Origin of the sequence: Streptomyces sp. NPDC088097, from assembly GCF_044741845.1 — a bacterium.
GTDB lineage: Bacteria > Actinomycetota > Actinomycetes > Streptomycetales > Streptomycetaceae > Streptomyces.
Genome location: NZ_JBIUTJ010000010.1, coordinates 148,148 through 170,280, shown reverse-complemented (window position 1 = coordinate 170,280; position 22,133 = coordinate 148,148). Strand labels below are relative to the sequence as shown.

Here is a 22,133-nt window from a genome sequence, read left to right as displayed (position 1 = left end):
CCGGTCGGCATCATGGGCGCATGACGGTCATGGACGGTGCGACGGCGCAGGCGTGGGAGGCCCTCGGCGGGGCCGCCGCCTCGGTGGGGCGGGTGGGTTACCGGGGGGCCGGTGGGTTGGAAGGTCCGTTGCCCGTGCGGGAGTTGGCGCGCGCCACCGTCGCCGTGTGCGGGCTGGCCGCCGCCGAGCTGGCCGCGGTGCGGGCGGGGACGCCCGACGTGGCGCCGGTGGTGGTGGACGAGGGGGCGGTGGCGACCGCGTTCGTCAGCGAACGCCACCTCAGGATCGACGGGCGGGCGCCGGTCTCCTTCGCGCCGCTCTCCGGTTTCTGGCCGGCCGCCGACGGGTGGGTGCGCACGCATGCCAACTACCCCCACCACGAGGCCGCGTTGGTGCGGGCGCTCGGCGTGCCGGCGACCCCGGACGCGGTGCGGGAGGCGCTCGGCGCGCTGAGCGCGGTCGAGGCGCAGGAGCGGGTCTACGGGGAGGGCGGGCTCGCCGTCGCCGTGGCCGACCGGTACGGGGCGCCGCAGCCGCTCGTGGAGACCGTACGGGGCCCCGGGCGCGGGCGGGCCCTGGGGCCGGGGGCGTCGCCGGCCTCCGGGGTGCGGGTGCTCGACCTGACCCGGGTCATCGCCGGACCCGTCGCCACCCGCACCCTCGGGGTGCTGGGCGCCGACGTGCTGCGGATCGACCCGCCCCGGCTGCCGGAGTCCGACGACGCGTACGCGGACACCGGCTTCGGCAAGCGGTCGGCGCTGCTGGACCTGGCCCGGGCGCGGGACCGTGCCGCGCTGGAGGGGCTGCTCGACGGGGCCGACGTGGTCGTCTCGGGCTACCGGCCGGGCGCGCTGGAGCGGTACGGGCTCGGCGGCGAGGAACTCCTGGCGGGCCGCCCCGGCCTGGTCGTGGCCGAGCTGTGCGCGTGGGGGCGCGGGGCGCCCGCGCCGTGGGCCGGGCGCAGGGGCTTCGACTCGCTGGTGCAGGCGGGCTACGGGATCGCCGCCGCGTGCGGGGGACCGCAGGGCCCGGGAGCGTTGCAGGCGCAGGCGCTGGACCACGGGACGGGCTACCTGGTGGCGGCGGGCGTCCTGCGGGCGCTGGCCGAGGGGGGCGGGCAGCTGCTGCGCTTCTCCCTGGCCGGGACGGCGTCGTGGCTGGTGCGGGAGGTCCCGCGGGCCGGGGAGCCGGCCTCGGGGTACGCGGCGGAGCCGTGGCTGAGGCAGACGGGGGAGTCCGGCTACGGGCCGTTGCGGTACGCCGCGAGCCCCTTCGGGGAATGGCCCACCGGCCCCGCCCGCTGGGGCACCGCCCCCGCCCGCTGGCTCCCGTCCTAAGGGCTGAGGGCGGGCCGGGGCGAGGTCAGGGGCGCAGGGTCTTCGCCATGCAGCGGCTGGAGTCGTGGAAGCGGTAGTGGCCGAACTTCTGCGCCGGGGCGTAGCCCGACGACAGGTACAGCGCGATGGCCTCCGGCTGCTGGTCGCCCGTTTCGAGGACCATCCGGGTGCGGCCCGCCGCGAGGGCGTCCGCCTCCAGGGCCGCCAGGATGCGGCGGGCCAGGCCCAGGCCGCGGGACCCGGGGACCACGTACATGCGCTTTATCTCGGCGTCGCCGTCCGAGTAGCCGTCCTCGTTCTTCTCCTGACGGCGCCACGCGCCGCTGGCCAGGGCCGAGTCCGAGGCGTCGTAGGCGAGCAGGTACAGGCCGTTCGGCGGCACGAACATCGCCGGGTCGAGGAAGGTGGCGTCGCCTTCGCCCTGGTAGCGGACCTGGTACTCGACCTGGACCTGGGCGTCGAGCTCGACCGAGTCGGGGTGGTCGTAGGTGACGGTGCGGAGGTGTATCCCGTGAGACATCAGGACATCGTACGGAAGCCTGCGGCTATGGTGCTGTGATGCTCATCGTGACCTCCGTGAATGTGAATGGGATCCGCGCCGCCGCGAAGAAGGGCTTCGTGGAGTGGCTGGCGGGATCCGACGCCGACGTCGTGTGCCTCCAGGAGGTGCGGGCCGAGGAAGCGCAGATTCCGGCGGAGGCCCGGGAGCCCGAGGGCTGGCACACCGTGTTCGCGCCGGCCGCCGCCAAGGGCCGGGCCGGGGTCGCGCTGTACTCGCGACGGGCGCCCGAGCGGGTGCGGGTGGGCTTCGGCAGCGAGGAGTTCGACGCGAGCGGGCGCTACGTCGAGATCGACCTGCCGGGCGTCACCGTGGCCAGCCTCTACCTGCCGTCCGGCGAGGCCGGCACCGAGAAGCAGGACGAGAAGTACCGCTTCATGGGCGAGTTCCTCGTCTACCTCAAGGGGCTGCGGGAGCGCGCCGCCGCCGACGGGCGGGAGGTCGTCGTCTGCGGTGACTGGAACATCTGTCACCAGGAGGCCGACCTCAAGAACTGGAAGACCAACCGCAAGAACGCCGGCTTCCTCCCCGAGGAGCGGGAGTGGCTGGGGAAGGTCTACGAGGAGGCCGCGTACGTCGACGTCGTGCGCGCGCTGCACCCCGACACGGAGGGGCCGTACTCCTGGTGGTCCTACCGGGGTCGGGCCTTCGACAACGACGCCGGCTGGCGCATCGACCTTCAGGTCGCCACCCCGGGGCTGGCCGCCAAGGCCGTGAAGGCCTTCGTCGAGCGGGCCGAGACGCACCCCGAGCGGTGGTCCGACCACGCGCCGGTGACCGTCGCCTACGAGCTGGGCGTCTGAGGGCCCGGGTCTACGAGCCGGGCGTCCGAGGGCCCGCGTCTACGAGCCGGGTGTCCGAGGGTCCGTCGGCGGGGCCGGTCGCCGGGCGTGGAGGCGGTCCATCGCCATGGTGAGTTCCGCCTCGACCACGCTCTTGGCCAGCGGCCGCATCCGGGGCACGGCCTCCGCCGAGACGTGGGTGGAGATCAGCTCCGTGAACAGCTCCGCCATCGCGTCGGCGTGCTCGCGCACCCGGCGGCCGGCCTCCAGGACCGCCGCGAGGGGGACGCCCTCGCGGACCAGGGCCGAGGAGACGTCCAACAGGCGACGGCTGACGTGGACGATCTCCTCGCCGTCGGTGGCGAGGTAGCCCAGTTCCAGGGAGGCCGCCAGGTTCTCCGGGGTGACCTCGCCCTCGAAGCGGTCGGCCAGGGCCTCGGGCGAGAGCCGGACGGGGGTCTCCTCCGACCAGCCGATGCCGAGCAGCTCGCCGAGCTGGGTGACGTCGCGGCCGTTCTCGAAGGCGGCGGTCAGCTCCGCGATGCCGCCGAGGGTGTGGCCGCGTTCCAGGAGGCCCGCGATGGTGCGCAGGCGGGCGAGGTGCCGGTCGTCGTACCAGGCGATGCGGCCCTCGCGGCGCGGGGGCGGCAGGAGCTTGCGCTCGCGGTAGAAGCGCAGGGTGCGCACCGGGATGCCGGCCGCCTCGGCCAGTTGCTCCGTCCGGAATTCGCGCACCGTGCCGCCCGCCTCCGTGATGCCTGCCTCCTCAGTCCGTATCTTCGCCACAGGCCGCAGCCTAAGGGCGGGACAGCCCTTGGGCCGTGTCCGTGGAACGTACCCGCAGTAACTTTCCCGGCGTGACCCCTACCCATGAGTACGGGGCTGCTCTACTCTCCCGATTGTGCCAGTGATTGCTGGCAACGTTGCGAAGACTGCGGGAGCGGAAGGCGGCGGGCGGGCATGGGCGGCTTGGCAGGGCGTGAGCACGTACGTGTGGCGGTGATCGGGTCCGGGTTCGGCGGACTCGGGGCGGCCGTGCGGTTGCGGCGGGAGGGGATCACCGACTTCGTCGTGCTGGAGCGGGCCGACTCCGTCGGCGGGACCTGGCGCGACAACAGCTATCCGGGGTGCGCCTGCGACGTGCCGTCGCACCTGTACTCCTTCTCCTTCGCACCCAACCCCGACTGGCCCCGCACCTTCTCCGGCCAGCCGGCCATCCGGGAGTACCTGGAACACGTCGCGGACGTCTTCGGACTGCGCCGCCACATCCGGCTGAACCACGAGGTCCGGATGATGCGCTGGGACGCCGAGGAACTGCGCTGGGAGATCGAGACCTCGGCCGGAGAACTCACCGCCGACGTGGTCGTCTCCGCCACCGGGCCCCTCTCCGACCCGAAGATGCCCGAGATTCCCGGGCTCGCCGGTTTCCCCGGCAAGGTCTTCCACTCCGCCCGCTGGGACCACGACTACGACCTGCGCGGCAAGCGCGTCGCCATGATCGGTACGGGTGCCTCCGCGATCCAGATCGTGCCGGCCATCGCCCCCGAGGTGGAGCGCCTCACGCTCTTCCAGCGGACCCCGCCGTGGGTCATGCCGCGCACCGACCGGGCGATCGGCTCCGCCGAGCGCTGGCTGCACCGCCAACTGCCCTTCACCCGGGCGGCCCGGCGCGGTCTGCTGTGGGGGATCCGCGAGCTCCAGGTCAGCGCCTTCACCAAGCGGCCCAACCAGCTCGGACTCGTCGAGTCCCTCGCCAAGGCCAACATGGCCCGCTCGATCAAGGACCCGGAGCTGAGGGCCAAGCTGACGCCCTCGTACCGGATCGGCTGCAAGCGGATCCTGCTCTCCAGCACGTACTACCCGGCGCTGGCCCGGCCCGACGTGGACCTGGTGGCCTCCGGGCTCAAGGAGGTCCGCGGCTCGGTGCTCGTCGCCGCCGACGGCACCGAGACCGAGGTCGACGCGATCATCTTCGGCACCGGCTTCCACGTCACCGACATGCCGATCGCCGACCGGGTGGTCGGCGCGGACGGGCAGACCCTCGCCGAGGCCTGGAAGGACGGGATGCAGGCGCTGCGCGGGGCGACCGCCGCCGGCTTCCCCAACTGGATGACGATCATCGGCCCGAACACCGGGCTCGGGAACAGCTCGATGATCCTGATGATCGAGTCCCAGCTGAACTACATGGCCGACTACATGCGCCAGCTCGGCGTCCTCGGCGGGCGCACCGCCCTGGCGGCGCGGCCCTCCGCGGTGAACCGGTGGAACCGGCACGTGCAGGCCCGCATGGAGCGGACGGTCTGGAACACCGGCGGCTGCACCAGCTGGTACCTGGACTCCTCGGGCCGCAACACCACGGTCTGGCCGGGCACGACGGGCGAGTTCCGCAAGGAGACCCGGACCGTGGACCTGTCGGAGTACGAGGTGGTCCGCGCCCGGGACCGGGACCCGGAGCGGGCCCCCGCCCCGGTGGCGGCCGTCGCCGAGGAGGGCGTCGCATGAGCCGGCCCCCGTACGCGACCGCCGGGCGGTACGCGCCCCGCGCGCCGGAACGCGAGCTGAGCGCCGTCTCCGCCGACGGGTCCCGGCTGCACGTCGAGGTGCACGGACCCGAAGGGGCCCCGGCCGTGGTGCTGTCCCACGGCTGGACCTGCTCCACCGCCTTCTGGGCCGCGCAGGTGCGCGACCTGGCCGCCGACCACCGCGTCGTCGCCTACGACCAGCGCGGCCACGGCCGCAGCCCGGCCGCCGGCGCCTACAGCACCACCGCCCTCGCCGACGACCTCGCCGCCGTGCTGAAGGCGACCCTCGCCCCTGGCGAGCGGGCCGTCGTCGCCGGGCACTCCATGGGCGGCATGACCGTCATGGCCGCCGCCGGGCGCCCCGAGTTCGCCGAGCACGCCGCCGCCGTCCTGCTGTGCAGCACCGGCAGCGGGCGGCTCGTCGCCGAGGCCACCGTGCTGCCGATGCGCGCCGGGCGCGCGAGGACCCGTATGACGCGCGCGGTGCTCGGCTCGCGCGCACCCCTCGGGCCCGTCACGCCCGTCGCCCGCTCGGTGCTCAAGTACGCCACGATGGGCCCCGGATCGGCCCCGGACCGGGTGGAGGCCTGCGCCCGGATCGTGCACGCCTGTCCGCCCCGGGTCCGACACGCCTGGTCCGAGGTCCTCGCGGGGCTGGACCTGGACGCCGAACTGGCCGCGCTGACCGTTCCCACCGCCGTCATCGCGGGCAAGGCCGACCGGCTCACCCCCCTCGCGCACGCCCGGGCGCTCGCCGCCGCCCTGCCGCACTGCGTCGGGCTCACCGAGCTGACCGGCATGGGCCACATGACCCCCATCGAAGCCCCCGAGGCCGTCACCGCCGCCATCCGCGAGCTGGTCGACCTGCACCTCCCCAGCGCAGAGAAGGAGAAGACCGCGTGAGCGCTCGCAGGAGTCTTGAAGGCCAGGTCGCCGTCGTGACCGGAGCCGCCCGCGGCGTCGGCGAGCTGCTGGCCCGCAAACTGTCCGCCCGGGGTGCGAAGGTGGCGCTGGTCGGACTGGAGCCGGAGGCCCTCAAGGAGGTCTCCGAGCGGCTGCACACCGAAAGCGACCACTGGTACGCCGACGTCACCGACCACGAGGCGATGGCCCGGGTGGCGCAGGAGGTCAAGCAGCGGTTCGGCAAGGTGGACATCGTCGTGGCCAACGCGGGCGTCGCCTCGGGCGGGCCCTTCGTGGACTCCGACCCGGTGGCCTGGCGCCGGGTCATCGAGGTGAACCTGATCGGCGGGGCCGTCACGGCCCGCGCCTTCCTGCCCGTCCTCACCGAGAGCCGCGGCTACTTCCTCCAGATCGCCTCCCTCGCCGCGATCACCCCGGCGCCGATGATGACGGCGTACTGCGCCTCCAAGTCCGGGGTCGAGGCCTTCGCGCACTGCCTGCGCGCCGAAGTGGGCTACAAGGGCGTCAAGGTGGGCGTCGGCTACCTCTCCTGGACCGACACCGACATGGTGCGCGGGGCCGACCAGGACGAGGTCATGCGCGAACTGCGACAGCGGCTGCCCTGGCCCTCGAACCGGACCTACCCCCTCGGGCCCGCCGTCGACCGGATCGTCGCCGGTATCGAGCGTCGCTCTCCGCACGTCTACGCGCAGTGGTGGCTGCGGGGCATGCAGGGCGTGCGCGGCTACCTCCCGGCGGTCATCGGCGGGGCGGTCGGACAGCGCGAGGTGAAGCGGTTCGCGCCCCGACTGGCCGGGGTTCCCAAGGGACTCGTGGGTGCCGGCGGGGCCGCCGACGAGGAGGAGCGGGCCCGGACCCGCTGACCGGAATGCGCGGTATGTCGGTGCGTGTCAGTCTGGTCGGGTTCCCCTTGCCGAACATTCTTCCGGGAGTGCACACCATGGGTATCAGGGACCAGTTCCAGGACAAGGCCAAACGGCTCGCCGAGCAGGCCAGGCAAGCTGCCGAGGGCCAGCAGGAGAAGACCCCCGAGCGCGCCGCGACACGGAGCGCGGAGCGGACGGAGCCCCGGGCCCGCGACACCTTCGACGACACCTTCGACAAGTAGCCCGCACCACCCAGGAGGGGCGCGACCCGGTACGCCGGACCGCGCCCCTCCGTCGTGTCGTGCCGCCGCCGGCCTACGGCCTCGGCGGGAGCTTCGGGCGCCGGCGGTCGGGGACGTCCGTGTACCCGGGCGGGACGGCCGCCGGGTCCTGCTCCAGAAGCTCCAGCGCCAGGTGCACGGCGTCGTCCAGTTGCGCGTGCCGGCCCTCCGCCCAGTCCAGCGGGCTGCGCAGGATGGCGAGGTCGGGCTCGACGCCGTGGTTCTCCACCGACCAGCCGTACTCCGGGAACCAGGCGGCGTTCATCGGCACCGTGATCACCGTCCCGTCGCCCAGGGTGTGCCGGCCGGTCATCCCGACCACCCCGCCCCAGGTGCGCTGGCCGACCACGGGGCCCAGCCCCAGCAGCTTGAACGCAGCGGTGATCATGTCCCCGTCGGAGGAGGTCGCCTCGTCGGCCAGGGCGACGATCGGGCCGCGGGGCGCGTTGGAGGCGTAGGAGACGGGCTGGGCGTTGCGGGTCAGGTCCCAGCCGAGGATGGAGCGGGTGAGCTTCTCCACCACCAGCTCGCTGATGTGCCCGCCCGCATTGCCGCGCACGTCCACGATCAGGGCGGGCCGGGACACCTCCAGGCGCAGGTCGCGATTGAACTGCGCCCAGCCGGAGCCGCCCATGTCGGGGATGTGCAGGTAGCCGCAGCGACCGCCGCTGATCTCGCGGACCACCGCCCGGCGCTTGGAGACCCAGTCCTGGTAGCGCAGCGGCCGCTCGTCGATCAGCGGCACGATCGCGACCCTGCGGGGCCGGCCCTCCCCTTCCGCCGGCCGGAAGGTCAGCTCGACGGTGGTGCCGCCGGCCGCCGCGAGCAGCGGGTAGGGGCCGGTCACCGGGTCCACGGGCCGGCCGTCCACGTGGGTGAGGGCCGCGCCCTCGCGGATGCCGGTGCCCGCGAGCGGGGAGCGGGCCTTGGAGTCGGAGGACTCGCCGGGCAGGATCCGGCCGAGGGTCCAGACCCCGTCCCGGGGGACCAGGTTGGCGCCGAGCAGCCCGATCGCCCGCTGGTAGTGGGGCGGGCCCTCGTTGCGGCGGGCGGGGGAGACGTAGGCGTGGGAGGTGCCGAGCTCGCCGAGGACCTCGCGCATCAGGTCGGCGAACTCGTCGGGGGAGGCGACCCGTTCGACCAGAGGGCGGTACTGGCGCAGCACCTCGTCCCAGTCGATCCCGCACATCCCCGGGTCCCAGAAGTAGGCGCGGATGATCCGCCCCGCCTCCTCGAAGGCCTGGCGCCACTCGGCGGCCGGGTCCACCTCGTGGAGGATGCGCCGCAGGTCGAGGTAGACGGTTGAGTCGTTGTCCCCGGACTCGGTGGACGGGACGGCGCGCAGTTCCCCGTCGTCGTGCACGACCAGGCGGGTGCCGTCGCCGCTGGGCGCGAACCAGTCCAGCCCGGAGGCCAGTTCGCTCTTGCGGGCCTTGGTGATGTCGAAGTGTTCGAGGGTCGGCTTGCCGCTGGTGTCGGCCGGGTTGGCGAAGGTCTCGCCGAGGGCGCCCGAGATGGGCCAGCGCAGCCACACCAGACCGCCGCCGCTGACGGGGTGGAGGGCCGAGTACTTCGACGCGGAGACCGGGAAGGGCGTGACCCGGCTCTCCAGGCCCTCCAGCTCCACGGTCACCGAGCCGTCGCCGTCGCCCGACTCCCCCTCGACGGGGTCGAGTCCGCCCGCCGCCGGGCGGCCCTCGGCGGAGAGGGCGAAGGGGGAGGGGGTGGCCGAGGACAGCGGCACCAGGTAGGGGCGGCAGCCCAGCGGGAAGGACAGGTCGCCGGTGTGGACGTCGTAGACCGGGTCGAAGCCGCGCCAGGACAGGAAGGCGAGGTAGCGGCCGTCGCGGGTGAAGACCGGACTCTCGTCCTCGAAGCGGCCGTTGGTGACGTCGATGATCGTGTGGGCGCCGGGGCCGGAGATCCGGGCCATCTTGATCTGCCGCAGGGAGCGTCCGATGCCCGGGTGCGCCCAGGTGAGCCAGCAGCCGTCGGGGGAGAAGGCGAGGTCGGTGACGGGCCCGTTGATGGACCGGATCAGCTCGCCGACCTCCCCGTCGGAGTCCTCCGTCGCGTCGAGGAGCAGCAGCCGCCCGTCGTGGGAGGCGATGGCGAGGCGCTCCCCGTCGGGGTCGGACAGCAGTTCCAGTACGCGGCCCAGTCCGCCCGAGGCCAGCCGGCGCGGCTCCCGGTCCCCGGAGGCCCGGGGCAGGTAGGCGATCTCGACGGCATCCTCGCCCTCCGCGTCGGTGACGTAGGCGACCTGCCCGCCGCTGCCGAGCATCTCGGGCAGCCGCACGCGGACCCCGGGGGTGTCGGCGATGGTGCGGGCCGGGCCGTCGCGGTGGGTGAGCCAGTACAGGCTGCCGCGCACGACGACGGCGCTGGCCCGGCCGGTGGCGTCGACGGAGAGCGAGTCCACGTGGGCGGCGGCGGGCACCTGGTACGTACGCCGTCCCGCGCGCGGTCCGCCCAGGCGGACCCGGAGCTTGCGGGGCACGGCGCCGGCCGCGAGGGAGTCGACCAGCCAGAGGTCGCCGCCGCACTGGTAGACCACGCGGGAGCCGTCGCTGGAGGCGTGCCGGGCGTAGAACTCGGCGTGGTCGGTGTGGCGGCGCAGGTCGCTCCCGTCGGGGAGGCAGGAGTAGAGGTTGCCGATGCCCTCGTGGTCGGAGAGGAAGGCGATCCGGCCGTCCACGAACATCGGCGAGTCCAGGTGGCCCTCGATGTCCTCCAGCAGCCGCTGCCCGTGCAGCCACAGCCGGCCGGTGGCGCCGCCCCGGTAGCGCTTCCAGGCGGCGGGCTCGTGCGGGGGCTTGCCGGTCAGGAGCAGGCTGCGGCGCTCGCCGCCGGGCCCGTCGGGGGCCTGGACGGCGATGTCGGAGACGGGGCCCCAGGGGAGCCGGCCGCCGGGGCCGCCGTCGGTGGGCAGGCTGTAGGCCCACGCGAAGTAGGAGAAGGGCTGGCCGTGCGAGGACACCGCCAGGATGTCGCTGCGCCCCTCCTCGTCGGGCGGGGTCCAACCGCAGACGCGGGTGTCGGTGGCCCCCCAGTAGCTGAGCCGGCGGGCCGGGCCGCCGTCCACGGGGGCGAGGTGGATCTCGGGGTCGAGGCTGCGCCAGGTGGTGTAGGCGATGTGCCGTCCGTCGGGGGAGAAGCGGGGGTGGCCGACCCGGGTGCGGTCGACGGTGATCCGCCAGGCCCGGCCGGGGCTCTGGCCGTCGGGGACCAGCGGGGCGACCCAGAGGTCGTCCTCGGTGGCGAAGCACAGCAGGTCGTCGTGCAGGTGCGGGAACCGGAGGTACGCGACGTCGTGACTCACCCCCCAATGCTTTCCGCGGCAGGGGGGCGCGGCAACTCGTACAGGTGTGCAGGCGTGTCGGCCGGGGGCGCGGGGGCGCGTCCGGGCGTGACGGACGCCACTCCCGCTGCGAAACGGAACGGTTTCGTTTCGCTGGGAGTTGAGGGTATGGTCGACGGGTACGGTAAGCGTACGAAACGGTTTCGTTCTGGTGGGATGGGAGGCGGCGTGGTGAAGGCGGCCTGCAAGGTGACCGACAAGGTGACCGACGCGATCTCCGCCCGGCGCAGCCGGATCACTCCCGAACGGGAGGCCGAACTCCACGGGGCGGTCCTCGACCTCCTGCGCGAGGTCGGCTACGAGGCCCTGACCATGGACGCCGTCGCCACCCGCACCAAGTCCAGCAAGGCCACCCTCTACCGCCAGTGGGGGAGCAAGCCGGAGCTGGTCGCCAAGGCCCTGCGGTGCACCCAGCCGGTCTCCCTGCGGGAGATCGACACGGGCAGCCTGCGCGGGGACTTCGCCCTCATGGTCGAGCGCTCCGACGACGCGCAGATGGCCAAGGACACCGCGCTGATGCGGGGTCTGGCCCATGCCGTCCACGAGAGCCCCGAGCTGCACAGGGCGCTGCGCGACCTGCTGGTGGACCCCGAGCTCAACGGCCTCCAGGAGATGCTCCAGCGCGCCGTGGCGCGGGGCGAGGTCCGACCGGAGTGTCCGGCGCTGGACTTCGTACCGCACATGCTCATCGGCGCGTTCATCGCGCTCCCGCTGATCGAGGACCGGTCCGTCGACCGGGCCTTCCTCGGCCAGTTCATCGACGCCGTGGTCTTCCCCGCCCTCGGCGTCTGACTCCCTCCCCGACCCGGACCACAGTTCTCCGCTGCTCCTGACACGCCGCTCTCGTCGTCGGGCCGGCCCTCCACGCCCTGATCCGTCCCGGATCCATCCCACGACCTGAATCGGGAGCACCACGACGTGGCTACCTTCCTCTACCGGCTCGGCCGCGGAGCCTTCCGGCGCCGCGGCCTCGTCGCCCTGCTCTGGGTGGCGCTGCTGTTCGCCGCGGGCTTCGGCGCCGCTACGGCCTCCGCGCCCACCTCCGGCTCGTTCTCGATACCCGGCACCGAGGCCCAGAAGGCCTTCGACCTGCTGGACCAGAAGTTCCCGGGCATGTCCGCCGACGGCGCCACGGCCCGCATCGTCGTCAAGGCCCCGGCCAACGCCAAGGTCACCGACCCGGCCGCCAAGACCGAGGTCGAGAAGCTCATCTCGGACCTGAAGGCCGGCCCGGGCGCCGACCAGATCGCCAGCCTCGACGACCCGTACCAGACGAAGGCGGTGAGCCAGGACGGCTCCACCACCTACATCAGCGTCAAGTACAAGGTCAGCGGGATGGAGCTGAAGGACGACGCCCGCGAGGCGCTCAAGGACTCGGGCCACGCGGCCCAGGCGGCCGGCCTCCAGGTGGAGATCGGCGGCGACGCGCTGATGTCCGTTCCCGAGACCGGGCCGGGCGAGATCGTCGGCATCGCGATCGCCGCGGTCGTCCTGGTCATCACCTTCGGCTCGCTCATCGCGGCCGGACTGCCGCTGCTGACCGCGCTGATCGGCGTGGGCATCGGCGTCTCCTCCATCACCGCCCTCGCGAACGTGCTGGACCTCGGCTCCACCACCTCCACCCTCGCGATGATGATCGGCCTCGCGGTCGGCATCGACTACGCCCTCTTCATCGTCTCCCGCTACCGCGCGGAGCTGGCCGACGGGCACAAGCGCGAGGAAGCCGCGGGCAGGGCGGCCGGCACGGCCGGTTCCGCCGTGGTCTTCGCGGGTCTGACCGTGGTCATCGCCCTGGTGGGCCTGGCCGTCGTCAACATCCCGATGCTGACCAAGATGGGCTTCGCCGCCGCCGGCACGGTGGTCATCGCGGTGCTCGTCGCCCTGACCCTGGTCCCGGCCATCCTGGGCTTCGCGGGCAAGAAGGTGCTCCCCGCCGGGGAGAAGAGCAAGCTCTTCGGCAAGGGCAGGTCGGGCAAGGGCGCGGCGGCCGGCGCCGAGCCCAAGCCCAACGGCGGCACCCGCTGGGCCCGTTTCGTCCTGCGCCGCCCGGTGACGGTCCTGCTGGTGGGTGTGATCGGCCTCGGCGCGATCGCCCTGCCCGCGAGCAAGCTGGAGATGGGCCTGCCGGACGACGGCGCCCAGCCGGTCTCCACCACCCAGCGCAAGGCGTACGACCTGCTCTCCGACGGCTTCGGCCCCGGCTTCAACGGCCCGCTGATGGTGGTCGTCGACGGGGACAAGGCCCTCGCCGACCGTACGGTCGACCGGATCAAGGGTCTCGACGGCGTGGTCGCGGTGATGCCGCCCATGCAGAACAAGGCCAAGGACGCCGCGGTCATCAGCGTGATCCCGAAGGAGCGTCCCTCCTCCACAGGCACCGAGGACCTGGTCCACAAGATCCGCGAGGGCAGCGACGGCGACGTCTACGTCACCGGCGCCACCGCGATGAACATCGACTTCTCGCAGAAGATGAACGACGCGCTGCTGCCCTACCTGGCGCTCGTGGTCGGCCTGGCCTTCCTGCTGCTGATGCTCGTCTTCCGCTCGATCCTGGTCCCGCTCAAGGCCGCCCTCGGCTTCCTGCTCTCGGTCGTCGCCGCCCTCGGCGCGGTCGTCGCGGTCTTCCAGTGGGGTTGGCTCGGCTCGGTCTTCGGGGTGGAGCAGACCGGCCCGATCATGTCGATGATGCCGATCTTCATGGTGGGCGTGGTCTTCGGCCTGGCCATGGACTACGAGGTGTTCCTCGTCACCCGCATGCGTGAGGCGTACGTCCACGGCGAGCGTCCCGGCCAGGCCATCGTCACCGGCTTCCAGTACAGCGCCCGGGTGGTCGTGGCCGCCGCCGTCATCATGATCGCGGTGTTCTCCGGCTTCATCGGGGCCGGCGAGCAGATGATCAAGATGATCGGCTTCGGGCTCGCGATCGCCGTCCTCTTCGACGCCTTCGTGGTCCGCATGGCCATCGTCCCGGCCGTGCTCGCGCTGCTCGGCCACAAGGCCTGGTGGCTGCCGAAGTGGCTCGACCGGATCCTGCCGAACGTGGACGTCGAGGGCGAGAGCCTGCGCAAGCACCTCGGCGAGGCCGGCTCCGACGGCCCCGACAAGGACCGCGAGCTGGTCGAGGTCTGACCTCCGGGGTCCGACCCCGCGGCCCGCGACTCCCGCCGCTCCCGCACGAAGGCCCGGCCCCGTACCGCCCGATCACCGGGTGGTACGGGGCCGGGCCTTTTCCGGCGGGTCCGCCTGCTCCTACCGGGTGACGGGGGCGTTCGTACGGCGCAGGAAGCGGCGCAGGGCGGCGATGTCGAACTGGACGACGGCCACCCCTTCCGGGGAGTGGAACTCGACGACGGCCTGGACCCGGCCGCAGGGCCACACGCGCACGTCCCCGGTCCCGGTCGGGGCCGACAGCCCCGCCTCCAGGAGGGCCCGGGGGAAGACCCACTCGTTGTCGGTGCCCTCGGGGGACAGCTCGGCGGGGAAGACGATCCGCACGGCCAGCGGCTCCTCGGGCGTGAACCGCAGGGAGACCGGGATCGCGCGGTAGAGCGGGTCGTCCGTGATCACTCGGGCGCGCACCCGCTCCTCGATGGCGGTCGCGATCGTCGTCGCGGCGGGATTCTCGGCGCTGGCTGACATCGACAAGACTCCTCGAAATCGGAACATATGAGTCCGTTTGTCCGTCCAGCCTCGCACATTCCCACGAAAGCGCGAGGCTCTATTTGTGACGCAGCCGCTCTTGCCAACGGTTTGCAAGTGGGCACTATTCTTGAACGGTTAAAGACTTTGTGAGGAAGAGGAAGCGGAGCCACTCCATGCATGTGCCCGACGGATTCATCAACGCACCCGTCTCGGTGGCCGCTGGAGCGGTGGCCGTGGCCGCTGTCGCGGTCAGCCTGCGGGGCGCCCGCCGCGAGCTCGACGAACGCACCGCCCCCCTGGCCGGACTCGTCGCGGCCTTCATCTTCGCCGTTCAGATGCTGAACTTCCCGGTGGCCGCGGGCACCAGCGGCCACCTCCTGGGCGGGGCCCTCGCCGCCATACTCGTCGGCCCCTACACGGGCGTGCTGTGCGTCTCCGTGGTCCTGCTCATGCAGGGCATCCTCTTCGCCGACGGCGGCCTGACCGCCCTCGGCGTCAACATCACCGTCATGGGCGTCGTCACCGTCGTCATCTCCTACGCGATCTTCCGCGGGCTCCTCAAGGTGCTGCCCCGCACCCGCCGGTCGGTGACCGTCGCCGCCTTCCTCGGAGCCCTCCTCTCCGTGCCCGGCGCCGCCACCGCCTTCACCGCGATCTACGCCATCGGCGGGACCACCGACGTGCCCGTCGCCAAGGTCTTCACCGCGATGGTCGGCGTGCACGTCCTCATCGGCATCGGCGAGGCCGTCATCACCGCCGCGACCGTCGGCGCCGTGATCGCCGTCCGGCCCGACCTGGTGCACGGCGCGCGCGGACTGACCGCCCCGCTGAAGCTGCGCGTCGACGGCGAGCTGGTCGACGCGCCGGCCGCCGCCCCGGTCCCCGTCGCCGCCCGCTCCACCCGCCCCGTCTGGATCGCCGGCCTGGTCACCGCCCTCGTCCTGGCCGGGTTCGTCTCCTTCTACGCCTCCGCCAGCCCCGACGGCCTGGAGAAGGTCGCCGCCGACAAGGGCATCGACGCCAAGGTCGAGGGCCACGCCGCCGCCGACTCCCCGCTCGCCGACTACGGCGTCAAGGACGTCGGCAACGCCCGCCTGTCCGGCGGCCTCGCCGGGATCATCGGCGTCGGGGTGACCATCGTGGTCGGCACCGGGATCTTCTGGACCGTGCGCCGCCGCCGCGCCGAGGACCTCACCGCCACCTCCACGGCCGCGCCCTCGGTCCACTGACATGGGAGCGGGTCACGCGCACAAGCTCTACCGGCACGGGCACTCGCCGGTGCACGAGCTGCCGCCGCACTGCAAGCTCGCCGCGACCTTCGCGTTCGTGGTCGTCGTCGTGTCCACACCGCGCGAGGCGATGTGGGCCTTCGGCCTGTACGCCGTCCTGATCGCCGCCGTCGCGGCCGCCGCCCGGATCCCGGCCGGCTTCCTGCTGCGGCGGCTGCTCATCGAGGTCCCGTTCGTCCTGTTCGCCGTGCTCATGCCCTTCGTGGCCGAGGGTGAGCGGGTGGACGTCCTCGGCATGTCGCTGAGCGTCTCCGGCCTCTGGGGCGCCTGGAACGTCCTGGCCAAGGGCACCCTCGGGGTCGCCGCCTCCGTCCTGCTCGCCTCGACGACCGAACTGCGGGCCCTGCTGCTGGGCCTCCAACGCCTCAAGCTGCCGCCGCTGCTCGTCCAGATCGCCTCCTTCATGATCCGGTACGGCGACGTGATCACCGGCGAGCTGCGCCGGATGTCCATCGCCCGCCGCTCCCGCGGCTTCGAGGCGCGCGGGATCCGCCACTGGGGGGTCCTGGCCAAGACGGCCGGCGCGCTCTTCATCCGTTCCTACGAGCGCGGCGAGCGGGTCTACCTCGCGATGGTCAGCCGCGGCTACGCCGGCTCGATGCCGGTGATCGACGAGGTCACGGCCAGTCGCGCCCAATGGGCGTACGCGGCCGTACTCCCGGTGACGGCCCTCGCCGTCTGTCTGATGGGATGGACGCTGTGACCGCTCCCTCCGCCTCCGCTCCCGTTCCCGCCGCCGCTCCCTCCCTGGAGGTCTCCGGGGTCGCCTACGCCTACCCCGACGGGCACCAGGCCCTCTTCGGGGTCGACCTCACCGTCGGTCACGGCGAGCGGGTCGCCCTGCTCGGACCCAACGGCGCCGGCAAGACCACCCTCGTCCTCCACCTCAACGGCATCCTCGGCGGCGGGGTCGGCAGCGTCACCGTCGCCGGCCTGCCCGTGGAGAAGCGCAACCTCGCCGAGATCCGCCGCCGGGTCGGGATCGTCTTCCAGGACCCCGACGACCAGCTGTTCATGCCGACCGTCCGGGAGGACGTGGCCTTCGGCCCGGCCGCCGCGGGCATGCGCGGGGCCGAGCTGGAGGCACGGGTCGCCGAGGCCCTGGAGCAGGTCGGCATGGCCGCCTTCGCCGACCGGCCCCCGCACCACCTCTCCTTCGGCCAGCGCCGCCGGGTCGCCGTGGCGACCGTCCTCGCGATGCGGCCCGAGATCCTCGTCCTGGACGAGCCCTCCTCCAACCTGGACCCCGCCTCCCGACGCGAGCTGGCCGACATCCTGCGCTCGCTGGACGTCACCGTGCTGATGGTCACCCACGACCTGCCCTACGCCCTGGAGCTGTGCCCGCGCGCGGTCATCCTCAGCGACGGGGTCATCGCCGCCGACGGTCGCACCCACGACCTGCTCTGCGACGAGGCCCTGATGGGCGCGCACCGCCTGGAGCTGCCGTTCGGCTTCGACCCCCGGTCGGTCTCCTCCGGCTGAACGGCCTTCGCGGGGCGACGGGCGTGCCGGCGGATGCCGGCGGGTGCCTTCCTCGGGCGGGGTCGCGGCGGCATAACCGCACGTCCGCGGGCGTTGGACGGCGTGTGGACATCCAGGGTGTGGTGAACGAGGGCTACGAGCCCGTCAGGGACGCCTTCGCGCGCAACTTCGAGGTGCTCGGGGACCGGGGAGCGGCCGTCGCCGTCTACCGGGACGGCCGCAAGGTCGTCGACCTGTGGGCGGGCACGAAGGACGCGGACGACACCCGGCCCCCGGCCCCCTGGACCGAGGACACCGCGCAGATCGTGCGCTCCGCCACCAAGGGCGTCGCCGCCGCCGTGCCGCTGCTGCTGCACCAGCGCGGACTGCTGGACCTCGACGCGCCCGTGGGCTCGTACTGGCCGGAGTTCAAGGCGGGCGGCAAGGACAGGACCCTCGTGCGGCACCTGCTCGCCCACCGGGCGGGCGTGCCGGCGCTGGACCGGGGCCTCACCGCCGCGCAGGCCGCCGACGGGGTGTCCGGGGCGCGCGCGGTCGCCGCGCAGCGGGCCTTCTGGGAGCCCGGGAGCGCGCACGGCTACCACGCGCAGACCTTCAGCTGGCTGCTGTCCGAGCTGGTGCTGCGGGTGACCGGGCGCACCGTCGGCGGGATCCTGGCCGACGAGATCGCCGAGCCGCTGGGTCTGGACTTCTGGATCGGCCTGCCCGAGACCGAGGCGCCCAGGGTGGGCCGGGTGGCCCCCGTCGAGCCGCCGGCGGGCGCGGGCCTGCTCAAGACCCGGCCGAGGAGAAACGTTTCCGAGGCCTACGCCGACCCGGACTCCCTCACCCGCCGCGCCTTCGCCGCCATCGACCCCCTGCCGGACGAGAACGACCCCGCCTACCAGGCCGCCGAACTCCCCGGCTCCGCGGGCATCGGCACCGCGCGCGCCCTGGCCCGCTTCTACGCCGCCACGATCGGGGTGGTGGAGGACGGCGCGCGGATCTTCAGCCCCGCCACCACCGCGCTGGCCGGCACCGAGCTGTCGGCCGGCCCCGACCGGGTCCTCGTCGTGAACACCCGCTTCGGACCGGGCTACATGCTGCACGGCCCCGCCTCCCCGCTGCTGTCGCCGACCTCCTTCGGCCACCCGGGCCGGGGCGGCTCGCTGGCCTTCGCCGACCCGGAGGCGGGCATCGGCTTCGGCTACGTCACCAACGCCCACGCCAAGTCGGTCACCGCCGACCCGCGCGCGCAGGCCCTGGTCCGGGCGGTACGCGGCTCCCTGCGGGATGCCTAGCGGCCGCTACCCGGGGGTGTTCGCGGCGCCCTCGCGGACGTCGGTCGGCGTTGCCGAGGCGTGCCGGATCACGTCCCGCGGGGCCATCGCGAACACCGTGTGCGGGGTGCCGGCCGCCGCCCAGACGACCTCGTGAGCCAGGAGCGAGCGGTCCGCGAGCACCCGTAGGCGGGTGGTGTGCCCGAAGGGCGGGACCCCGCCGATGGCGTAACCGGTGCTCGCGCGGACGAGCGCGGCGTCGGCCCGGGTGACCTTCCCCGCCCCGAGCTCGCGGCGCACGGCCTCCACGTCGACGCGGGAGGCGCCGTCCATGAGGACCAGGACGGGCACCCCGTCGGCGGCGAAGACCAGCGACTACACGGTCTGGCTCAGCGCGCAGCCGATCGCGGCGGCGGCGTCGGCGGCCGTACGGGTCCCTTCGGGGAAGGCGCGCACGGTGAGGTCGGCCAGGCCGAGGTCTTCGAGGGCCCGGGCGAAGAGGGGGTGGGTCAGGGGGTGAGGACCTGGGCGACTATGGGGCCCGCCGTGTCCACGCCGTGGCCGCCGCCCTCGACCATCGCCGCCGCCGCGACGTCACCGCTGAAGCCCGTGAACCAGCTGTCGGGGGCGGTCGCGCCGTCGACCTCCGCCGAGCCGGTCTTCGCGCCCTTGTCCCCGCCGACGGAGGCCATCGTCCCGGCCGCCGTCCCCGAGGTGGCCGTCTGGCGCATCATCTTGACCAACTGGGCCGACACCCCCGGAGCCAGCGGGCGCGCGGCCGTCGCCAGGGTGCGCCCGTCCAGGTCGGCCTTGACGAGCACCGGCTGGCGGAACGTACCGGTGCGCGCGGTGGCCGTGATGGAGGCGATGTTCAGCGGGTTCATCGTGATCGCGCCCTGACCGATGTACTCGGCCGCCGCGGCGGCGCCCGAGGCCGACGGGACCGACCCGTCCTGCGAGGGCACGCCCGTCTTCCAGTCCAGGCCGATCCCGAAGGAGTCCTTCGCCACCCTCGGCAGCGCCCCGTTCTCCTTCACCTCGTCGATGAGGCCGATGAAGGCGGTGTTGCAGGACCGCGCGAAGCTCGTGGAGAAGGGCTGCCCCTGGAGGGAGAAGTTGTTCAGGTTGTGGAAGACCTTGCCCTCCCACGAGACGGTCGCCGGACACGCCGCCGGACGGTCCGCCGCGACCAGGCCCTTCTCCAGCAGCATCGCCGCCGTCACGATCTTCATCGTCGAGCCCGGCGCCCGCTTGCCCTGCATCGCCGCGTTGAAGTTGTCCCGGCGGTGGTTGGCCACCGCCAGGATGTCGCCGGTGCTCGGCTGGACCGCGACCACCGAGGCCTCCGCGTGCTGCGCCACGGCCTTCTCCGCCGCCGCCTGCACATCGGCGTCGAGCACCGTCTCGACCTGTCCCGGCTTGCCCTCGACCAGGGTCAACAGCGTCCGCTTGGGGGCGTCCTGCGCGGCCGGTTCGATCCACAGCTCGACGCCGGAGGTGCCGCCCGCCTTCTCCCCGTACGTCTTGCGCAGGGTGTCCAGGATCGGCCGCAGCGAGGGGTAGAGCTCGCCGGTCAGCTCCTTGCCGTTGCGGTCGACGGCCTTGACGGGCGGGGCGGCGGGGCTGCCCGCGCGCAGGGTCTCGCCCGTCTGGAGCTGCGGGTGGAGCACGGAGGGCTGCCAGTCGACGAGCGCCTTGCCGGTGGTGGCGCCGCGGACGACCGTCAGCCGGGACGCGTACGCGAGGGGCTTGGTCGTGCCCTCGTAGGTGACCTCGGCGTCGACCGTGAAGGGCACGACGGTGCCGTTCGGGGTGCCGGGGGTGATGACCGCCTTCGACACGTACGCCTTCGTCTTGAACTCCCCCACCGCCGCCTGCGCCGCCTGCGCGTTGTTCGTCAGGTCCGCGGCGGCCCGGTCGTCGCCGGAGGCCCACGCGGCGAGGAAGGCCTTCGCGGTCTCGGCCGTCTCCTCGTCGGTGACGGGGCCGGTGCTCTGCGCCCGGGGGGTCGCCCGCCCGCCCCCGTCGCCGGCGTCGCCGTCCGAGACGAGGGTGTACGCCCCGTACCCCGCGCCCGTGACCATCGCGAGGAACACCCCGCCGACGATCGCGCCCTTGGCCGCCCCGTTCATCTACGTCCCCTCCCCAGGAGCCCCGTTCCCTGAACATGTTCAAAGAACTTCGGTACGGACCTTACTCTGTGCGAGCGGTGACAGCGGTCCTCGTTACCGGACCGGAACATCCCCCCGGGGCCGGCGGAACGGGTCGACCCCGAGGGTCATGGGCGGTTGATCGCGCGGGTCACGCCCGCGACGACCGTCGTCGCGAGGATCCAGCCGGTGATGACCAGGGCGTACGACAGCCACTGGTACGGGCCTTGCGGGGCGAAGGCCGACTCCTGGCCGAAGTTGATGATCGGCAGGAGCAGGTCGAGGGTGTAGAAGACGGGGTTGAAGTCGGGCGTCTCGTTCGCCTTGACGGGGCGCGGGTGGTGCAGGCCGTACGCGATCGACCCGACGGCCAGAAGGGCGGCCAGCCAGCCGGCCGCGCGCATCGGGCGGAAGCCGTAGCCGACGGTGGCGTCCTGGAGCCGGCCCCACAGCCGTCCGTACCAGGCGAGCGCGGCCCGTCGGCGGCGCTGCCCGGCGAGTTGGACGAGCCGGGCCGCGTCGTCGTCGCCGACCTGCCGGTAGGCCGCCGCCAACTGCGCGTACCCGTGCGGCTCGAACCGTTCGCCGTCCCGCTCCAGCATCGGAAGGCGGCTCGCGGCCGGCTCGTGCGGGGTGAGCGCGGTGTAGGTGAGATGGGCGAGGTGGACCCGGTCCGGCAGCATCCGCGGGTCGAGGTTCAGGACCTCCAGGTGGGAACGCCGCAGGTTCAGGGCGCCCTCGATGCGAGCGCCGTCGAGCAGCCACAGCTCGCCGATGACGCAACTGCTCGCCCGCAGCGCCGTGTCCCCCGGATGCGACAGGCGGGCCTGGAGCAGGTCCAGACGGCCCGCTATGCGCGAGCCGCGCAGCTCGATCCGGCCCCGCGCGCGCAGCCGCCGCGCCCGGACGTGGGCCCCCACGCCGAGGTTCTGCGCGTCGAGCGCGGTGCCGCCGGGACGGTCGAGCACGGCATCCTGGATGTTGATCCGCCCGGTGACGGAGGCGCCGGTGAGCCGTACCTGCCCCCGCGCGCGCATCTCCGGCGCCCACACGTCGGCCCCGAGCACCGCCTGGTTGAGCTGGAGCGCCGGCTCGGAGTCGTCCGTCGCCGTGAACTGCGCCCGCTCCATGAACAGCGCCCCGGAGATCCGCGCCCCGCCGAGCCGAACCGGCCCCCGCACACGGCAGTCCGTCAGCCGCAGTACCCCCTCGACCCGCAAGGTCCCCGCGGTCAGGCCCGGCAGGACGGACCCGCTCAGGTCGAGTTGGCGCAGCCGGGCGCCGTACAGGTCGGGGACCTCGTCGAACCGGCAGTGGCCCAGCAGGACGGCGGCCTCGATGGTGGCGTGCCCCAGGTCCAGGACGCCGGTGATCCGCGCCCCGGTGACCCGGAGCGCGGCGATCTCCCCCTCCTCCTGCGGAGCCCTGACCAGCAGCGTCCGCAGCACGCGCGCCCGTACGGTCCGCTCCGGGCCCCAGGCGGCGTCGAGCGCCGGGTCCTCGTCCCCGGCGGGGCGGAAGTCCACGGACCCGCCCCGCCGGAAGGCGCGCCACACGCGGGCCTCGGCCGGCGTCAGGTCCCCGGGCGGGCTCACCGCGGGATCCCGACGTGTCGCGTTCGAGCTGTCGTCTGCCGAGCCGAGCACGCCATGCCGTCCGAACCCCCCCGTACCGCCCGG

The 22,133-nt window shown here is 73.4% G+C and carries 18 protein-coding genes and 1 pseudogene; 12 read left to right on the top strand and 7 right to left on the bottom strand.

The genetic code is table 11. The features are described from left to right. Positions 1 to 20 precede the first annotated feature (20 nt). Positions 21 to 1,337: a CoA transferase gene (locus tag ACIOD1_RS25440; RefSeq protein WP_401904790.1), complete on the top strand. Its 1,317-nt coding sequence runs from the start codon at positions 21 to 23 to the stop codon at positions 1,335 to 1,337. Positions 1,338 to 1,362: 25 nt separating this feature from the next. Here the strand turns inward: ACIOD1_RS25440 and ACIOD1_RS25435 are convergent, their stop codons facing one another. After that, positions 1,363 to 1,857 (bottom strand): GNAT family N-acetyltransferase, encoded by a 495-nt coding sequence (locus tag ACIOD1_RS25435; protein WP_401904787.1) that lies wholly within the window; start codon positions 1,855 to 1,857, stop codon positions 1,363 to 1,365. A 38-nt stretch (positions 1,858 to 1,895) separates the two neighbouring features. Between ACIOD1_RS25435 and ACIOD1_RS25430 the strand changes: the two genes are divergently transcribed. Beyond that, positions 1,896 to 2,699: an exodeoxyribonuclease III gene (locus tag ACIOD1_RS25430; RefSeq protein WP_365621092.1), complete on the top strand. Its 804-nt coding sequence runs from the start codon at positions 1,896 to 1,898 to the stop codon at positions 2,697 to 2,699. A gap of 39 nt (positions 2,700 to 2,738) precedes the next feature. On the opposite strand, the gene ACIOD1_RS25425 is transcribed toward ACIOD1_RS25430, so the two are convergent. Further along, positions 2,739 to 3,464 carry a MerR family transcriptional regulator gene (locus ACIOD1_RS25425; RefSeq protein WP_401904784.1) on the bottom strand — a complete coding sequence of 242 codons (726 nt, stop codon included), beginning with the start codon at positions 3,462 to 3,464 and terminating at the stop codon, positions 2,739 to 2,741. Between the two features lie 183 nt (positions 3,465 to 3,647). On the opposite strand from ACIOD1_RS25425, the gene ACIOD1_RS25420 reads away from it, so the two are divergent. The 4 genes from ACIOD1_RS25420 to ACIOD1_RS25405 all read left to right on the top strand — a co-directional run bounded on the left by ACIOD1_RS25420 (position 3,648) and on the right by ACIOD1_RS25405 (position 7,232). Then, on the top strand, positions 3,648 to 5,180 hold the full coding sequence (locus tag ACIOD1_RS25420) for an NAD(P)/FAD-dependent oxidoreductase (RefSeq protein ID WP_365621289.1): 1,533 nt from the start codon (positions 3,648 to 3,650) through the stop codon (positions 5,178 to 5,180). Then, positions 5,177 to 6,103, top strand: a complete 927-nt coding sequence (locus ACIOD1_RS25415) for an alpha/beta hydrolase (protein ID WP_365621086.1) — start codon at positions 5,177 to 5,179, stop codon at positions 6,101 to 6,103. The genes ACIOD1_RS25420 and ACIOD1_RS25415 overlap by 4 nt, the downstream gene beginning before the upstream one ends. Beyond that, the gene (locus ACIOD1_RS25410) at positions 6,100 to 6,987 is read left to right on the top strand and encodes an SDR family oxidoreductase (protein WP_365621083.1); all 888 of its coding nucleotides are present in this window, start codon (positions 6,100 to 6,102) and stop codon (positions 6,985 to 6,987) included. Before ACIOD1_RS25415 ends, ACIOD1_RS25410 begins: the two co-directional genes overlap by 4 nt. 77 nt (positions 6,988 to 7,064) lie before the next feature. Then, positions 7,065 to 7,232 carry a hypothetical protein gene (locus tag ACIOD1_RS25405; protein ID WP_365621080.1) on the top strand — a complete coding sequence of 56 codons (168 nt, stop codon included), beginning with the start codon at positions 7,065 to 7,067 and terminating at the stop codon, positions 7,230 to 7,232. A 73-nt stretch (positions 7,233 to 7,305) separates the two neighbouring features. Here ACIOD1_RS25405 and ACIOD1_RS25400 read toward each other — a convergent pair whose 3' ends face one another. Then, positions 7,306 to 10,593 carry a S41 family peptidase gene (locus ACIOD1_RS25400; RefSeq protein WP_365621078.1) on the bottom strand — a complete coding sequence of 1,096 codons (3,288 nt, stop codon included), beginning with the start codon at positions 10,591 to 10,593 and terminating at the stop codon, positions 7,306 to 7,308. 228 nt (positions 10,594 to 10,821) lie between these two features. Between ACIOD1_RS25400 and ACIOD1_RS25395 the strand changes: the two genes are divergently transcribed. Together ACIOD1_RS25395 and ACIOD1_RS25390 are read left to right on the top strand one after the other, a co-directional pair. Next, positions 10,822 to 11,424 (top strand): TetR/AcrR family transcriptional regulator, encoded by a 603-nt coding sequence (locus ACIOD1_RS25395; RefSeq protein ID WP_365621075.1) that lies wholly within the window; start codon positions 10,822 to 10,824, stop codon positions 11,422 to 11,424. 126 nt (positions 11,425 to 11,550) lie between these two features. Further along, positions 11,551 to 13,761 carry an MMPL family transporter gene (locus tag ACIOD1_RS25390; RefSeq protein WP_365621073.1) on the top strand — a complete coding sequence of 737 codons (2,211 nt, stop codon included), beginning with the start codon at positions 11,551 to 11,553 and terminating at the stop codon, positions 13,759 to 13,761. Between the two features lie 120 nt (positions 13,762 to 13,881). Here the strand turns inward: ACIOD1_RS25390 and ACIOD1_RS25385 are convergent, their stop codons facing one another. Then, complete coding sequence (locus ACIOD1_RS25385; protein WP_365621070.1) at positions 13,882 to 14,271, bottom strand: SsgA family sporulation/cell division regulator; 390 nt, start codon at positions 14,269 to 14,271, stop codon at positions 13,882 to 13,884. Positions 14,272 to 14,447: 176 nt separating this feature from the next. On the opposite strand from ACIOD1_RS25385, the gene ACIOD1_RS25380 reads away from it, so the two are divergent. The 4 genes from ACIOD1_RS25380 (at position 14,448) to ACIOD1_RS25365 (ending at position 18,325) form a co-directional block, all read left to right on the top strand. Beyond that, positions 14,448 to 15,503 carry an energy-coupling factor ABC transporter permease gene (locus ACIOD1_RS25380; protein WP_365621067.1) on the top strand — a complete coding sequence of 352 codons (1,056 nt, stop codon included), beginning with the start codon at positions 14,448 to 14,450 and terminating at the stop codon, positions 15,501 to 15,503. Between the two features lies 1 nt (position 15,504). Continuing rightward, entirely contained in the window at positions 15,505 to 16,266 is a 762-nt protein-coding gene (gene cbiQ / locus ACIOD1_RS25375) for a cobalt ECF transporter T component CbiQ (RefSeq protein WP_365621064.1), read from the top strand. Continuing rightward, positions 16,254 to 17,045 (top strand): energy-coupling factor ABC transporter ATP-binding protein, encoded by a 792-nt coding sequence (locus ACIOD1_RS25370; RefSeq protein ID WP_401904776.1) that lies wholly within the window; start codon positions 16,254 to 16,256, stop codon positions 17,043 to 17,045. The genes cbiQ and ACIOD1_RS25370 overlap by 13 nt, the downstream gene beginning before the upstream one ends. A gap of 104 nt (positions 17,046 to 17,149) precedes the next feature. Continuing rightward, positions 17,150 to 18,325, top strand: a complete 1,176-nt coding sequence (locus ACIOD1_RS25365) for a serine hydrolase domain-containing protein (protein WP_401904774.1) — start codon at positions 17,150 to 17,152, stop codon at positions 18,323 to 18,325. 6 nt (positions 18,326 to 18,331) lie between these two features. Here ACIOD1_RS25365 and ACIOD1_RS25360 read toward each other — a convergent pair. The 3 genes and pseudogenes from ACIOD1_RS25360 to ACIOD1_RS25350 all read right to left on the bottom strand — a co-directional run bounded on the left by ACIOD1_RS25360 (position 18,332) and on the right by ACIOD1_RS25350 (position 22,049). Continuing rightward, a pseudogene (locus tag ACIOD1_RS25360) lies at positions 18,332 to 18,817 on the bottom strand (YbaK/EbsC family protein). After that, entirely contained in the window at positions 18,814 to 20,436 is a 1,623-nt protein-coding gene (locus ACIOD1_RS25355; RefSeq protein WP_365621052.1) for a penicillin-binding transpeptidase domain-containing protein, read from the bottom strand. Before ACIOD1_RS25355 ends, ACIOD1_RS25360 begins: the two are co-directional and overlap by 4 nt. A gap of 146 nt (positions 20,437 to 20,582) precedes the next feature. After that, on the bottom strand, positions 20,583 to 22,049 hold the full coding sequence (locus ACIOD1_RS25350) for a membrane-associated oxidoreductase (RefSeq protein ID WP_365621049.1): 1,467 nt from the start codon (positions 22,047 to 22,049) through the stop codon (positions 20,583 to 20,585). Positions 22,050 to 22,133: the final 84 nt, after the last annotated feature.